At 70.0% G+C, this 15,649-nt stretch carries 9 protein-coding genes; 4 read left to right on the forward strand and 5 right to left on the reverse strand.

The features are described from left to right. Window positions 1-29: 29 nt before the first annotated feature. The 4 genes from ACZ7IB_RS30905 (at window position 30) to ACZ7IB_RS30920 (ending at window position 7,044) form a co-directional block, all read left to right on the forward strand. Window positions 30-3,596, forward strand: a complete 3,567-nt coding sequence (locus ACZ7IB_RS30905) for a bifunctional glycosyltransferase/CDP-glycerol:glycerophosphate glycerophosphotransferase (RefSeq protein WP_470917125.1) — start codon at window positions 30-32, stop codon at window positions 3,594-3,596. Between the two features lie 206 nt (window positions 3,597-3,802). Next, complete coding sequence (locus tag ACZ7IB_RS30910; RefSeq protein WP_470917077.1) at window positions 3,803-5,044, forward strand: glycosyltransferase family 39 protein; 1,242 nt, start codon at window positions 3,803-3,805, stop codon at window positions 5,042-5,044. Window positions 5,045-5,084: 40 nt separating this feature from the next. After that, window positions 5,085-6,599 carry a methyltransferase domain-containing protein gene (locus ACZ7IB_RS30915; protein ID WP_470917078.1) on the forward strand — a complete coding sequence of 505 codons (1,515 nt, stop codon included), beginning with the start codon at window positions 5,085-5,087 and terminating at the stop codon, window positions 6,597-6,599. 70 nt (window positions 6,600-6,669) lie between these two features. Beyond that, window positions 6,670-7,044, forward strand: coding sequence for a DMT family transporter (locus ACZ7IB_RS30920; protein WP_256102395.1), 375 nt, complete (start codon window positions 6,670-6,672; stop codon window positions 7,042-7,044). A 6-nt stretch (window positions 7,045-7,050) separates the two neighbouring features. Here ACZ7IB_RS30920 and ACZ7IB_RS30925 read toward each other — a convergent pair whose 3' ends face one another. From ACZ7IB_RS30925 to ACZ7IB_RS30945, 5 genes are all read right to left on the reverse strand, one after another. Next, window positions 7,051-9,252: a bifunctional glycosyltransferase/CDP-glycerol:glycerophosphate glycerophosphotransferase gene (locus ACZ7IB_RS30925; RefSeq protein ID WP_470917079.1), complete on the reverse strand. Its 2,202-nt coding sequence runs from the start codon at window positions 9,250-9,252 to the stop codon at window positions 7,051-7,053. A gap of 43 nt (window positions 9,253-9,295) precedes the next feature. Further along, a complete protein-coding gene (locus tag ACZ7IB_RS30930; protein WP_470917080.1) occupies window positions 9,296-11,614 on the reverse strand; it encodes a bifunctional glycosyltransferase/CDP-glycerol:glycerophosphate glycerophosphotransferase in 2,319 nt (772 codons plus the stop codon). A gap of 158 nt (window positions 11,615-11,772) precedes the next feature. After that, a complete protein-coding gene (locus tag ACZ7IB_RS30935; RefSeq protein WP_470917081.1) occupies window positions 11,773-12,684 on the reverse strand; it encodes a carbohydrate ABC transporter permease in 912 nt (303 codons plus the stop codon). 100 nt (window positions 12,685-12,784) lie between these two features. Continuing rightward, complete coding sequence (locus tag ACZ7IB_RS30940) at window positions 12,785-14,203, reverse strand: carbohydrate ABC transporter permease (protein ID WP_470917082.1); 1,419 nt, start codon at window positions 14,201-14,203, stop codon at window positions 12,785-12,787. Window positions 14,204-14,207: 4 nt separating this feature from the next. Beyond that, window positions 14,208-15,572 carry an ABC transporter substrate-binding protein gene (locus ACZ7IB_RS30945; RefSeq protein WP_470917083.1) on the reverse strand — a complete coding sequence of 455 codons (1,365 nt, stop codon included), beginning with the start codon at window positions 15,570-15,572 and terminating at the stop codon, window positions 14,208-14,210. Window positions 15,573-15,649 lie beyond the last annotated feature (77 nt).

The raw sequence follows: 15,649 nt of genomic DNA on the forward strand, positions 1-15,649 counted from the left end.
CAGGCCCCCGATGAACGGACGTGCTCAACATGCCGCCACGGCTCAGTGTCGTCGTACCCGTCCACAACGTCGAGCTCTATCTGACGGACTGCCTGAAGTCCCTCGCGGAGCAGACCATGGCCGATCTGGAGGTGGTGATGGTCGACGACGGGTCCACCGACAACAGCGCGGCCCTGGCCGCCGAGTTCGCCGAACAGGACGGCCGGTTCCGGCTGGTGAGCCAGGAGAACGGCGGACTCGGGCACGCCCGCAACACCGGGGTCCGCAACTGCGACCCGGGCGCCCGCCATCTCGCCTTCGTCGACAGCGACGATGTGCTCCCGCCCCGCGCGTACGAACTCCTCGTCGGCGCCCTGGACGAGACCGGCTCGGACATCGCGTCCGGCAATGTGCTGCGGCTGCGGGCCTCCGGAAAGCTCCAGCAGTCGCCCAACTTCCGCAAGCCCATGGCGACGACCCGGCTGCGCACCCACATCTCCCGCGACTGGGACCTCGCCGCCGACCGGATCGCCTGCAACAAGGTCTTCCGCCGGTCCTTCTGGGACGAGCACGCCTTCGCCTTCCCGGTCGGCGCCCTCTACGAGGACATCCCGGTCGTCCTGCCCGCCCACTTCCTGGCCTGCTCCGTCGATGTGCTGAAGGACGCGGTCTACCACTGGCGCGACCGGGCGGGCTCGATCACCACCCGTCGCGCCGTCGTCCGCGGTATCCAGGACCGGGCCTCGCACGTGCTGGGCGTCTCCACCTTCCTCGACGAGCACCGCGGCGCCGCCGACAAACGGCAGTACGAGGCGCACGTCCTCGCCAACGACCTCTGGTACTTCATGGAGGCGCTGCCCGACGGCGACGAGGAGTACCGGCGCGCCTTCCTCACCTACACGAACGAGTTCACCGACCAGGTCGACCCGGCCGTCCTCGACGCGCTCCCGCTGCGGCTGCGCCTGATGTGGCACCTCGTGCGCGAGCGGCGGACCGACGAACTGCTGGCCCTGCTCGCCTTCGACAAGGCCGAGCCGGGAGCATTCGCGGTACGGGGCGTGCGGCGCCGCAGCGCCTCCTTCCCGGCCCTCATCCGGCAGGTGCCGCGCTCGGTGCTGCGGGTCACCGACCGGGATCTGCCCCTCACCGCCCGGCTGCGGGACGCCCAGTGGCGGGGCGGCAAGCTGCACCTCAAGGGGTACGCGTACATCCGGAATCTGCCCGCCACCACGCGCGGCACCGAGTTCCGGGCCGGCTGGCTGCGGGCGGGGCGACGGCATGTGCTGCCGCTCCGGCTGCGCACGGTCGCCGAACCCGAGGCCACCGCCCGGTCCCGGCAGAGCCTGCACGACTACGACCGCTCCGGCTTCGAGACCGTCATCGACCCGGCGAGGCTCCGCATCGATGCGGCCGGCAGCCTCGACCGGCTCACCTGGCACCTGGAGATCGGCATCGCCGGGCACGGCATGCTGCGCCGCTCCGGCCTCTCGACGAGCGAGGCGGCCGCACCGCCGCCCGTGCACCGGCCCGACGGCGACCACCGGATCGTGCCCGCCTTCGAGAGCGGCAGGCTCGCGCTGCACGCCGAGCGGATCGATGCCCGCTTCGAGACGCACCGCGCGGGCGGCACGGGCGACGGCGCAGGCACCGTGGTGATCCACGGGATGATCCGCGACCGTCTCGGCAAGGGGCCGCTGCGCCTCGCACTCATCCACCGGGCCTCCGGTACCTCCTTCGACTGCCCGGTGACCGTGCACGAGGGGGCGGTGCCGTCGGCGGCGGGGTGGCGGCGCTTCACCGCCGATGTCCCGCTCGGCGCCTTCGCCGACGCCCGGCAGGGAGCGGGGGAGGGGGCGGCGCCCGCACAGTTGCCGTACAGCCTGCAACTCGTCGGCCCGGACGGGCGCAGGACACCGATCGATGTGCCGGGGCCCGTACTGCCGGGCCGCTACCCGCTGGGCAGGGAGGGTGACCAGCGGCGCGAACTCGGTCTGACCGCAAGCTCCCGCGGCAATCTGCTGATCAGCGACCGCACCGTACAACCCGCCGTCGACCTGGCGACCTGGACGGAGGACGGACTGCTCCTCCTGGAGGGCACCTTCCCCGACGACCCGGAACGGCCCGTCGAGCTGGTGGCCCGGCACAGCGGGCACGGCGAGGAGGCCGTCTTCCCCCTCACCTCCTCCGGGGCCGTCGGGGCGCGGCGGTTCAGGGCCGCGCTCCGGCCGGACGCCGTCGAGGGACCCGGTGGGAAACTGCCGCTGGGCCAGGGCCATTGGTACCTCTTCCTCCGCGAGAAGGGTGCGAGGGACGACGCGTACGACGCCCCGCTGCGCATCCCGGCCGCCGCCCACCGCACCCTGCCCGCCGCCCGCACCCTCGCGGGCCGGAAGTACCTCATCGAGCGGCGCTTCCACGACCAGCTGCTGATCAACTGCGCATCGGTGCTCACCGCCGCGGAACGCGGTGCACGCGGCAAGCGGCTGCTGCGCGAGGCGTACCGGGGCCTGCGCATGGCACCTCTGCGCGACACCGTGCTGTACAGCAGCTTCGACGGACGCCAGTACTCCGACTCGCCGCGCGCGATCCATGAGGAAGTGGCACGGCGGGGAGCCGAGTTGGAGCATCTGTGGACGGTGCGCGACCAGCAGGCTCGTATCCCGGCGGAAGCCACGGCCGTCGAGCACGGCTCCGCCGCCTGGCACGAGGCGCTGGCCCGCAGCCGTCACATCGTCACCAACACCCAGCTGCCGGAGTGGTTCGAGCGGCGCGAGGGCCAGTGCGTCGTCCAGACCTGGCACGGGACCCCCCTCAAGCGCATCGGTCTCGACCTCGCGGGCACCGCCCAGGCCAACACCGCCTATATCGCCACCATCGAGCGGCGCGCCCGCCAGTGGAGCCTCCTGGTCTCCCCGAACCGCTTCTCCACCCCCGTCCTGCGGCGCTCGTTCGGCTATCGGGGCGAGGTCCTGGAGTGCGGCTATCCCCGCAACGACCTGTTCCACGCCTCGGACCGGGCCAAGGTCGCCGCGGCGGTACGGGAGCGGCTCAGCATCCCCGAGGGCAAGCGGGTCGTGCTGTACGCGCCGACCTGGCGCGAGGACCGGCCGCAGGGCGGCGGCCGCTACGCCCTCGACCTGCAGCTCGACCTGGCCGTCGCCGAACGCGAACTCGGCGCGGACACTGTCCTGTTGGTCCGCCGCCACTATCTGGTCACCGACCGCCTCCCGGACAGCGGCAGCGGCTTCGTCCGTGACGTCTCGCGCTACGGGGACGTCGGCGAGCTGATGCTGGTCAGCGACGCGTTGGTCACCGACTACTCCTCGCTGATGTTCGACTTCGCGCAGACCGGCCGACCGATGCTCTTTCACACCCACGATCTGGCGCACTACCGCGACACCCTGCGCGGCTTCTGCTTCGACTTCGAGGCCCGCGCCCCCGGCCCCCTGATCCCCGGCTCCGCCGGACTCATCGAGGCGCTGCGCGACCCGGAGCGGGCCACCAGGGGACACGCGCAGGCGTACGAGGCATTTCTCCGGGACTTCTGCGACCTGGACGACGGACACGCGGCGGCGCGGGTGGTCGACCGGATGCTCCTGGGCCTTGACCGGCCCTGATCCGCCGGACCGCGGCACGTGCAGCCCGGCCGGTCCCGGTGCCGGCCGGGCAGGGGCCCCGGGGCCATCACGCCCCGCCTGAACCGTTCGAGTGATTCAGGGATTCGGACGTTTGCACAGATGCGCAGGGCATCGAAGTCGCGAGCCATGTAAGTGTGGTCATCGGTGTGTTGCTCAGCGTCGTCGGGTTGCTACGTTCTGTTTTCATGGGTATCCGAATGCGATGCGAAACCTGGGACGTACGACGGGCGAGAGCGGTGGTGCTCATTGCTGCGGCCGCCGGCCTCCTCACCCGAATGCTGATCGCGGCGAACACGCCCGGACCGGCCGACGTGCGGATCTTTCAAGGTTTCGCAAAGGCCATCGTGCGGTACGGCCCCATTCGGATTTACGAACAGCCGCTGCCGGGACTGCCCGTCTACAACCATCCGCCACTGGCCGGCTGGATGCTCCTCGGTCTGCATGAACTCTCCGAACTCGGAATTCCCTTCGGAACGCTGATCAGATCACCCGCCTCGATCGCCGACTTCTTCTGCGCTCTCCTCGTGTTCGAAATCGTGCGCCGGCGCAGCTCCGCCGGTACGGCGGTCGCCTGCGGTGTGGGCGTGGCCGTCAGTCCCGTACTGATCGCCACCTCCGGCTATCACGGCAACACCGACGCGGTCGCCATCACGTTCGCCCTGGCCGCCGCCCATCTGCTCGTGGACCGGAAGTCGCCGCTGGCCGCCGGGGTGTGTGCCGCGCTCTCGATCAGTGTCAAGTTCGTCCCGGTGGTGGTGATCCCGGCGCTGTTCATCGTCGCGCTGCGCTGCGGCCGGCCGGCGCTCATCCGTTTCACCGCCGGGTTCACCGCCCTCGTGGCCCTCGTCTGGGGACCGGTCCTGGTGACCGTGCCGCAGAGCCTCAAGGAGAACGTCCTGGAGTACGCGGGCGGCAGCTACCGGCTCTGGGGCCTCGTCCGGTTCGCCGATGCGCTCGGCCTGTCGCAGTCCTTCATCACCTTCATCCAGGGCGAGGGCCACTTCCTCTTCGTGCTGGTCTGCGTGTCGGTCGGGGTCTGGCTCGCCTGGCTGCGGCCCGCGCAGCTGCCCGGTGTCGTCGCCGTAACGATGGGCCTCCTGCTGCTGCTCTCCACCGCGTCCGCCCTGCAGTACCTGACCTGGGCGGCCGCCGGGCTGTTCGTCATCGGGTTCTGGGAGGGCGCCGCGTACGGCTGTCTGCTCGGCCTGACGGCGGTCCTCGGATACCAGGGGCGCTCCGCCGTGCGCTGGAGCGAAACGGTGCTGCATCTGGGCGAGGCCGGCTGGTTCGTCCTCGCCGCCGGCCTTGTCAGCGGGGTCCGCAAGATCCTCGCCGCGCAGCCGGCCGCACCCCCGAAATCCCCCGCCGAGCGGACCTCGGTCCCGGCGCCCTGCACCCCGCGGCCCACCGGTTCCCCCGTCAACTGACCGCCCCTCCCATGCACCGAGCGCAACTGGAGAACGCCCCGTGAAGGAAAGCCCGAGCCCCAGGATCGGCATCCTGGTGGTCGCGTACAACGCCGAGACGACGCTGGAGAGAACCCTCGACCGCATTCCGGAAGACTTCCGGTCCAAGGTCGCCGAGGTCCTGATTCTCGACGACGCGAGCCATGACGCGACCTTCACCGCAGGCTGCCGCTGGTCGCAGACGGAGGGGCTGCCGCGGACCGTGGTGATGCGGCACACCAAGAATCTCGGATACGGCGGAAACCAGAAGGCCGGATACGCGCTGGCCGCCGAACACGGACTCGACATCATCGTGCTGCTGCACGGCGACGGACAGTACGCCCCCGAATTCCTGCCCGACATGGTCGCACCGATCGAACGCGGCGAATGCGATGCCGTGTTCGGCTCGCGGATGATGAAACCCGGATCCGCTCTCAAGGGCGGCATGCCGATGTACAAATGGCTGGGCAACCGCATTCTCACCCGCCTGGAGAACACCCTTCTCGGCTCGCAGCTCACCGAATTCCACTCCGGGTACCGCGCCTACAGCGTCGCGGCACTCAAGAGGCTGCCGATCCACCGGAACACCGACGCGTTCGACTTCGACACCCAGATCATCGTCCAGCTGCTCAACGAAGGAATGCGGATCAAGGAGATCCCCGTCCCCACCTACTACGGCGACGAGATCTGCTACGTCAACGGCATGAAGTACGCGAAGGACGTCGTCAAGGACGTCCTCGAATACCGGCTCGCCGTCAAGGGATTCGGCACCTGCGCCTGGATCCCCAAGCCCGTCGAGTACGCATTCAAGGAGGGCGACGGTTCCTCGCACGCCGTCATCCTGGAGAAGATGCGCAGCCTCCCGCCCGGCCGGGTCCTCGATCTCGGCTGCTCCGGCGGCCTGTTCGCACAGCGACTCGAAGCCCTCGGCCACGAAGTGACGGGTGTGGACTACGTCGAGGTCCCCGGCGTACGCGAGAAATGCACCCACTTCCACCTCGCCGACCTGGAGGAGGGGCTGCCCGCGGAGATCGGCACCGATTACGACTACGTCGTCGCCGGCGATGTCATCGAGCACCTCTCCCGCCCCGAGCGCGTGCTCGCCGAGGTCGCCACCGTGCTGCGGCCCGGCGGCCATGTGCTGCTCTCCGTACCGAACTTCAGCCACTGGTACTCACGGCTGCGGGTCGCGCTCGGCGTCTTCGACTACGACCGGCGGGGCATCCTCGACGAAACGCATCTGCGCTTCTTCACCCGGGCCAGCCTGCGCCGCACGGTCAGGAACGCGGGCTACGACGTCCTCCACATCGCCTCCACCGGAGCCCCGTTCTGGGCGCTGCTCGGAGGCGGACCGCTCCCCGCGGTCCTCGGCGGGGTGTCGAAGCTGCTCACCCGGATCCGGCCGACGCTGTTCGGCTATCAGCACGTCGCACTGCTCACCCCGCATGCGGCCGAGACGATCATCGCTGGAGAGCACGTCGATGTACAGGACATCCTCGACCGACAGTACGCCCCTGCCGACCGGGTCGGCGTCTGAGGCCGCCGTCCCCCGTCCCACCCCCGCCCCGACGTCCGAAACCCCGGTCGCCGCAGTCAGGAGCAAGGCCTTGACCCTCCCCAGTCTGATGCTGCTGCTGTTCGCCGTGTTCTCGTCGGCGGGCGGCCAGATCATGCTCAAGCACGGGATGAAGGGCGCCGCGGCCGCCGCCGCGCAGGGCGGCGGGTCCCTCGCCGTGCGCGCCGCGACCAGCCCCTGGGTCGTCCTCGGCCTGGTGGTCTTCGCGGTGTCCGCCGTCGCCTGGATGACCACCCTGGCCAAGGTGCCGCTGTCCATCGCCTATCCGTTCAACGCCCTCGGGTATCTGCTGATCGTGCTGGCCGGGGCGACCGTGCTGCACGAGCGGACCTCGATGTGGACCTGGGGAGGCTCGCTGCTCGTGGTCGTCGGCCTCTTCACGGTGATGGCGGGCCAGCAACGCTGAGCAGAGTCAAGCCCGTCCGGCGTTCGAGGACACGCCGCCGGACGGGCCCGGCACAGCACACTCGCCCAGCAACACCCTACGCACCACCCGCTCCGCTGCGCGCCCGTCGTCGTACGGGCAGAACCGGGCCCGGAACGCGGCGCGCAGTGCCTCGTTCGCCGGGCTCCGCCAGCTGCCGTCGAGGAAGATCCGGGCCAGCTCGTCCGTATCGGTGGAGACTGCCCCGGGGGTGTCGCCGGGCTTCCCGGACAGCAGATCGAAGCAGACTCCCCGGACTGTGCGGTACGTCTCCCAGTCGGGGGCGTGCACCACGATCGGACGGTCCAGATGGGCGTAGTCGAACATCACCGACGAGTAGTCCGTCACCAGCGCGTCCGCCGCCAGGCACAGCTCCTCGATCCGCGGATGGTCGCAGACATCGACGAGCGAAGGGTGCTCCGGCAGCCCGGCACCCTCGTAGAAGTAGTGGGCGCGGACCATCACCGCGGTGTCCGGGCCGAGCGCCTCGCAGAGGCGGACCAGATCGAGCCGGCTGGTGAACCCCGCCTCGTAGTCGCGATGCGTCGGCGCGTACAGGATGGCGCGGCGACCGGGCCGGATGCCGAGGCCCTCGCGGATCTGTGCGATCCGCTCGTCCGTCGCCGTCGCGAAGACGTCATTGCGCGGATAGCCCGATTCGAGGGACCGTGCGGCGCCCGGATAGGCGCGTGCCCACACCTCGGTGGAGTGCGGGTTGGCGGAGACGCTCCAGTCCCACCGGTCGACGCGCTGGAGCAGCCGGTCGAAGTTCAGCCCCTGGGCCGCCGCCGGATAGTCCTGCTGGTCGAGCCCCATGATCTTCAGCGGGGTGCCGTGATGGGTCATCACATGGATCTGGCCGGGGCGCTTGGCCAGATGGTCGGGGAAGTTGACGTTGTTGAAGAAGTACGTGGCCCGGGCCAGCAACTGCCAGTAGCGGCGGGTTCCCGGCACCACGTGGTCGATGCCCTCGGGCACCGCGTCCACCTGGTTCTTCGACACCACCCACACGCCGCGCACCTGCGGGGCAAGCTCCTGGGCCTTGCGGAAGACGGCCTCCGGATTGCAGCTCATCCCGCGGTTCCAGTATGCGGCGTAGACGGCGAGCCCGGGGTCCAGCGGAAGCCTGCGCTGCCACCAGTAGTAGCGCGCGGACAGGGTGCGCCTGGCCCGGGCCCGGACCGCGCCGGGCGCCGCCCGCAGGCCCCGGCGCAGGGCCAGGACCGTGTCGAGGGCGCCGAGCAGGACGTACCGGCCACCGCCCATCAGCTTCGGCCGCAGGCCCTGGGCGCCGCCCGCGAAGCGGTGCCCCTCCGGCCGGTGCGCACGGTGGAACGCCGCCACGGACCGTACGTAGCGCCTGCGCCGCCGGGGCACCGACGAGTACCCGGAAAGGAGTTCCCAGGCCGCCCGCTCGAAGACCAGGGTCCGCACGGGATGCAGGAGCGGCCGGTCCCGTACGAACTCCATCAGACCGGCGTACGCGTCGACGAGCTGGTGCGGTGCCGAGCCGTCCGCCGGTTCCGTCGCGTCGGCCGGAACGGGCAGGTGGCGCCGGCTGCGGTGCTCGACGCAGGCGGTGGGGAGCACGGCGACGGACTCGGCCGCGGCGAGGGTCTGCAGTGCGTACATCCGCTCCCCGTGCTGCCCCGGTCCGAAGGACAGCTTCTCGCCCTCGTGGAGGGTGCGGCGCACGGCGCGGTTCCAGGAGACCGGTGCGATGTCCAGGAGTACGGGGTGTTCGAGCAGGGTGAGCCGGCCCTCGGGCAGTTCGCCGAGCAGCTCCAGCGACCGGGTCGGGCGGGGACGGCCCCGGAACGGGCGCCTGTGATGGCCGAACAGCAGCAGTTCGGGGTCACCGGCGGCGTCCAGCCGGTCGGCGACGGCCTGCAGGGCGCCCGGCAGGTGGACGAAGTTGCCCTCCAGGAAGAGGAGATAGTCCCCGACGGCCCGCTCGGCCCCGGCGTTGCGCCGCCCGTCCGGCCCGGCCCCCGGCGGCAGATGGATGGCCTGCACCCGGTCGTCCCGTGCGGCGAACTCGTCGAACAGCAGCCCCGAACCGTCCGGCGAACCGTCGACGACCCCGATCACCTCGATGTCCGTGAACGACTGCGTGAGCACCGACTCCAGGCACTCGCGCAACTGCCCTCGGGCGCGGCGGACGGGGATGATGACACTCAGCCGGGGCATACAGGCTCTTTCTCGGACTCGGGTCTACGGGGGAGGGGTGCGCTCAGGGGTGGTTGGTGGGCTGTGCCCCGGCGAGGCCGAGGCCCTCGGACGCCTGCCGGTCCGCCGGGACCGGGACCGTGGCCGTGGCCGGTGCGGGGACCGGGACCTGCGCCGGGTTGCCCGCCGCCGGTGCGGGACGCCGCACTGCCGGAGGAATCGCGGGCGGCTGCGCGGACGTGTCGCCCAGGAAGACCCGGCGCACCACCCGCTCCGCCGCGTGCCCGTCGTCGTACGGACAGAAACGCTCCCGGAACGCAGCGCGCAGCCGGGCGGAGCGGGTGCCGCACCAGTGGCCGGTCGCGAAGACGTCGAGCAGTTCGTCCTCGTTGTGCGCGATCGCGCCGGGCGGGCAGGAGTGCAGGTCGAAGTAGGTGCCGCGGGCCGCTTCGTATGCCTCGCGGTCGGCGCAGTGGATGACGACGGGCCGGTCCAGATTGGCGTAGTCGAACATCAGCGACGAGTAGTCCGTGATCAGCGCGTCCGAGGCGAGCGCGAGCGCCTCGACGCAGGGGTGGCCGCTGACGTCGATGATCCCCGGGTGCGGTTCGCGGACCGGCGGAGCCGCGTACGAGTAGTGGGCGCGGCTCAGGATCACAAAGCCCGGACCGAGGACCCGCAGCACGCGTGCCAGGTCGAGCGCGATGTGCTGGTCGCGCCGGTAGTCGCGGTGCGTGGGCGCGTACAGCAGGGCCAGCGTGCCCTCGGGGATGCCGATCGACTCGCGCAGCCGCGCCACGTCGTCGGCGGTTGCCCGCTGGTAGACGTCATTGCGCGGATAGCCGTACTCCAGCGTCGCGCAGCTCGCGGAGGCCGACGGATAGGCCTTCTCCCAGACGAGAGTGGAGTGCTGGTTCGCGGAGAGGGAGTAATCCCACTTGTCGACATTGGCCAGCAGCCGGCCGAAGTCCATCCCGCGGGCCGCCGCGGGCCGGTCCTGGAGGTCGAGGCCCATGGTCTTGAGCGGTGTGCCGTGGTGGGTCTGGAGCAGCACCTGGCCGCGCCGCTTGACCAGCCGCCGGTCGAAATTGACGTTGTTCACCAGATACCTGGAGCGGGCCAGCGCCCGCCAGTAGCCGTACGTTCCGGGGGTGAGCCGCTGTGTTGCGGTGGGCACGGTGTGCGCGTCCTCGGGGCGGCAGATCCAGGCGGTCCGCAGGCCGGGGACCAGTTCGCGGGCCTTCGCCTCGATCGCGGCCGGATTGCAGGCGTAGCCGCGGTGCCAGTACGCCGCGAACACCGCCCGGTCCGCCTGGACGGGCAGCCGCAGCTGGATGCGGTAGTACGCCTGGAGCGCGGCGGCCCGCAGCACCCGGTGGACAGCCGTGGTGACCTTCCGCAGCCGGCCGTGCAGCAACTGCGCGGTCCACAGCGCACGGTACGTGCGGTGCGCGCCCAGCCGGATCAGGCCGTGGCGCAGCCGGGCGCGGCGCGGGGCGGGGGCGCCCGGAGTGCGGTAGTGGCCGCAATGGGCGTGGGCGCGGCGGAAGAACTCGGCGCGGCTGCGGCGCGGCAGTCGGCCGGGGGTGGTGAACAGGGTGCAGAAGTGGTCGAGCATCCTGCGGAAGATCAGCGGCCGCCAGGGCGCGAGTTCGGGGCGGGCGTCGATGAACGCGAAGACCCGGTCGTACTGTTCGAAGATGTCGAAGTGCTTGCGGCTGGTGGTGGCCAGGATGTTGCCCTGGCGCCGCTGCCGGTAGCCGACGCACACCCGGTCGAGTACCGCGATCGAGCGGGCGGCCAGCAGCACCGGGTACGTCCAGGGCGTGTCCTCGTAGTAGCCGGGCGGGAAGGCGAATCCCTCGGCCTCGACGAACGCCCGGCGGTACGCCTTGTTCCAGACGACCATCAGGACCTTCAGCAGCCCGGGCCGGCCGGCGAGCGTGAAGGTGGCGGGGCCGGTCTCGGCGAGGTGTTCGGCGAAGGTGTTGCGTACGCTCTCGCCCGTCCAGTACGTACGGGCGTAGTCGTATACCAGGACGTCCGGTTCCCCGGTCTCCTCGATCCGGTCGGCGACGGCCCGCAGGGCGCCGGGGGCGAGGGTGTCGTCGCTGTCCAGGAAGATCAGATAGTCGCCGGTGGCCTGTGCGATCCCGGCGTTACGGGCACGGCCCAGACCCACGTTCTCCGGCAGATGCAGGGCCCGCACCCGTTGGTCGCGGGCGGCGAACTCGTCGATGACGGCGCCGCAGGCATCGGGTGAGCAGTCGTCAACCGCGATGAGCTCGAAGTCCTCGAAGGACTGGGTCAGCACCGAGTCCAGGCTCTCGTGCAGATACGCCTGAACCCGGTACGCGGGCACGATGACACTGAACCGGGGCACAACACATCCATGGGTCGTTCGCAGCGCGGGCGGGTGCTCCGCAAACTTCCGATGGAGTGACAGGGTTACGCCAAAACGTGGCAAATCCGCAAAATTGCAGGTGGGGTGGTCCTGTTGCGGTGAACAGGACCACCCCGTGTTGACGTGCAGCTGTGTGACTACTTCACCGCGCCCGCCATCACGCCGGAGACGAACTGACGCTGGAAGGCGAAGAAGACCGCAAGCGGAATGACCATCGACACGAAGGCGCCGGGTGCCAGCACATCGATGTTGTTGCCGAACTGCCGTACCTGCTGCTGCAGGGCCACCGTGATCGGCGGGGAGTCGGAGTCCGCGAAGATCAGTGCGACCAGCATGTCGTTCCACACCCAGAGGAACTGGAAGATCCCGAGCGAGGCGATCGCCGGACCGCCCAGCGGCATCACGACCCGGGTGAAGAGCCGGATCTCGCCGGCCCCGTCGAGCCGGGCCGCCTCCAGCAGCTCTTTCGGGATCTCCGCGAAGAAGTTCCGCAGCAGGAAGATCGCGAAGGGCAGACCGAAGGCCGTGTGGAAGATGATCACACCGAAGGTCGTCTCGAAGATCCCGACCGCGCCGAAGAGCTTGGAGACGGGGACCAGGGCGACCTGCACCGGCACCACCAACAGCCCCACGACCACGAGGAACCACCAGTCGCGGCCGGGGAACTCCATCCAGGCGAAGGCGTATCCGGCCAGCGAACCGATCACGACGACCAGGACGGTCGCCGGGACGGTGATCATGACCGTGCTGAGGAGGGAGTGGGTGATGGTCGAATTGTCCAGCAGCCGGGAGTAGTTGTCGAAGGTGAGCTGGGACGGGGCCGTGAAGACCTTCCACCAGCCGGTCGACGCGATGTCGTCCGCACCGCGCAGCGAGGACAGCAGCAGCCCGATGGTCGGCATCAGCCAGAACAGGCCCACCAGGATGAGGAAGACCCGCATCACACCGCCGCCGGCACGGGCGGCGATGCGTGCGCCGAGGGACTGTTCGGCCTTCACCGGTTCGGTTGCGGCTGTCGTGCTCGTGGCCGTGTTCGACGCTGTCGTCATCGGCGTCCCTCCTTCCGGATCCGGCGGACGTTGCTGTGCCGTCCCGGGGGACAACCCCCGGACCCCCGGCAGGGGGTGGCGGTCGTGTTCGACGCTGTCGTCATCGGCGCCCCTCCTTCCGGATCCGGCGGACGTTGAAATACATCACCGGGAGTACCAGCAGCAGCAGGAGCACGGCGATGGCGCTGCCGATCCCGAGGTCCGCGTCCGTGCCGAACGAGGAGCGGTAGAGCTGGAGCGCCAGCACGTTCGCATCGTCCTGCGAGGAGCCCGGCGCGATGATGAAGACCAGGTCGAAGATCTTCAGAACGTTGATCATCAAGGTGACCAGCACCACCGCGAGAACGGGCGCGAGCATCGGCACCGTGATCCGGCGGAACACCTGCCACTCGTTCGCGCCGTCCACCCGGGCCGCTTCCAGGAGTTCACGTGGCAGGCCCGCCAGGCCCGCGGCGATCAGCACCATCGCGAACCCGGCCCACATCCACACGTAGGAACCGATGATCCCCGGTGTGACCAGGGTCGGGCCGAGCCACTCGACTCCGTTGTACGGCTCCTTGAAGTTGGAGGCGGGGAGCCGGAGTTCGGCGCCGTCCGCCGAAGCGGGCAGGGTGAACGTACCGTCCGCGGCCGCCGTCGCCGAGGCGACCACCTTGCCGTGCTTGACCGCCTCCACCTCGATGCCCTTGAGCCCCAGCTCCTTGGCGTCGATGACATTGGGGCTGCCGCCGCCACCCCTGGTGAAGTCCAGCCACGCGGTACCGGTGATCTTTCCGGCCCCCGCCGCCGCGGCCTTCGCGGGCTTCGCGTCCGTCGGCATCTTCGCCGGTGCCACACCGACCAGCGGCAGCTGCACCGGCTGCCCGGCCCGTACCGGCGCCTTGGTGACGAACGAACCGCCGGCGCCCGCCTTGAGCGGGTGGACGGGCAGCGGATGCGCCTTCGGATAGCCCGCCGACTCGGCGAATGTGTCGTGCACACCCACCCATACGGCGTTGGCGACCCCGCGCTCCGGGGCCGCGTCGTACACCAGCCGGAAGATGATGCCCGCGGCGAGCATGGAGATCGCCATCGGCATGAAGACGATCAGCTTGAACGCCGTACCCCAGCGGATCCGCTCCGTCAGCACCGCGAAGATCAGCCCGAGGACGGTGGACACCGTCGGCGCGAACACGACCCAGATCGCATTGTTCTTGACCGCTGTACGGATCGTGTCGTCCGTGAACAGCGCTTTGTAGTTGTCGAGTCCGGCGAAGCCCGTACCCGACTGGTCGAAGAACGACCGGTAGACGGAGTACACGATCGGATAGACCACGAGCGCGCCCAGCAGCACCAGCGTGGGCGCCAGGAACAGAGCCGCGATGACCCGGCGGGTGCCGGTCACACTTCTGCGGCTGCGTCCCGGGCCACCGGCCGAGGCATCGGACGGCTTCCTGGGCGCGGGTACCGACGACTGTCCGGACGGATGCTTGTCGGCGGGGGGCACCGCGTCGGCGTCCCCCGCTGCGGCTGTCGTCATCCCGTCAGCTCTTGTACGCCTTGGCCGCGTCGGACTCCAGCTCGGCTTGAGTCCCCGCGATGTCCTTCGGGTTCTTCAGGAAGTCCTGGAGGGTCTTCCACTCGCCCTTCCCGGGCGTCCCGCCGAACGACTGCGGGGCCTGGTCGGACATGTCGAACCGGACGGCGTCACCTGCCGCGACCAGCGCCTTCGCCATCGTGCGCTGTACCTCGTTCGGGTATGCGGCGGCGTCCAGGGCCTTGTTCGGCGAGATGAACCCGCCCTGCTCGGCCATGATCTTCGCCGCGTCGGTCGAGCCCAGCCAGGTCAGCAGGGCCTGGGCGCCCTTGCCGTCCTTCAGTGCCACCGCCGCGTCGCCGCCCGTCACGACGGGGGACTCGGCGCCGACCGCCGGGAACGGGAACACCTTGGCGTCGGTCCCGATCTTCGCCTTCGTCTGTGCGATGTTGACGCCCACGAAGTCGCCCTCGAAGACCATCGCGGCCTTGGGCTGGTCGCCGCCGGTGAAGGTCTGGGTGACCGAGGCCGGGAACTCCGTCTGCAGCGCACCGTCGGCGCCGCCCGCGATCAGCGACGGCTTGCCGAAGAGCTGCGCGAGCGTGGTCAGCGCGTCCTTGACGGACGGGTCCGTCCACTTGATCTTGTGCTGGGCCAGCTGGTCGTACTTCTCCGGGCCGGCCTGGGAGAGATAGATGTTCTCGAACCAGTCGGTGAGGGTCCAGCCGTCCGCGCCACCGACCGAGACCGGGGTGACACCCGAGGCGGAGACCGTCTCGGCCGTCGCCAGGAAGTCCTTCCAGGTCTTCGGTTCGCTCGCGCCCGCGTTCTCGAACGCCTTGGCGTTGTACCAGATCAGGGACTTGTTGGCGGCCTTGAAGTAGACGCCGTACTGGGTGCCGTCCACCGCGCCGAGGTCCTGCCAGACCTTCGAGTAGTTCTGGCCGAGCTGGGCCCTGGCCTCGTTGCCGACCGGCTTGGCCCACTTCTTCTCCACGGCCTGCCGGATCGCGCCCACCTGCGGGATCATCGCGACGTCCGGCGGCTGACCTCCCGCGATCTTCGTACCGAGGAAGTTGACGATCGGGTCCTGCGCCGGGACGAAGGTGACCGTGGCCCCCGTGCGGTTCTCGAACTCCTTGAGGACCTTGACGAAGTTGGCCTGCTCGGCTCCGGTCCAGACCGCCGCGACCGAGAGCTTCTCGCCGTCCAGTTTCGGCAGTACGACGCTCGGCGAGCTCCCTTTGCCGCCCTCGGAGCTCTTGTCCGTCTTGTCTTTTCCGCCGCCGTCGTCACTGCAACCGGTGAGGGCCAGTGCGCCGATGGCGGTGAACACCGCAGCGGCCCTGCTGATCCGAAGGGTTGTGCGCATTGCTTCCCCGTCTCTCACATCGTTGTGTGCGCACAGTCCTACGCCCGGTGTACGGGTGCCGCAATACCGCTTCTCGT

Source organism: Streptomyces sp. NPDC037301 (assembly GCF_055602785.1).